1 pseudogene is annotated in these 287 nt (G+C 67.9%); it reads left to right on the forward strand.

Annotated features, from left to right (window positions below):
* Nucleotides 1-287 (forward strand): annotated as a pseudogene (locus AX750_RS26565) (MBL fold metallo-hydrolase); the annotation flags it as partial.

Genomic DNA, 287 nt, shown 5'->3' on the forward strand with positions numbered 1-287 from the left:
CCCGTCTATGCGCATTGCCGCTCCGGCACGCGCGTCGCGATCCTGCATGTCCTCGGCGAGGTGCTGGACGGGCGGATGTTCGCCGAGGACATGGTCCCGTTCGGCGCGGGGCTGGGCCTCGACCTGTCCGCGGCGAAAGCCTGGATCGACCGGGACCGCACGCGGACGCCGCGCGTGAAGGGCTTCCATGATGCCCGCACCGGCAGCATTCAGTATGTCGTCTGGGATCCGGCGACGCATTGCTGCGCGATCATCGACCCGGTGCATGATTTCGACGAGAAGTCGGG

Origin of the sequence: Methylobacterium sp. CCH7-A2 (genome assembly GCF_001557075.1) — a bacterium.
Taxonomy (GTDB): Bacteria; Pseudomonadota; Alphaproteobacteria; order Rhizobiales; family Beijerinckiaceae; genus Allobosea; species Allobosea massiliensis.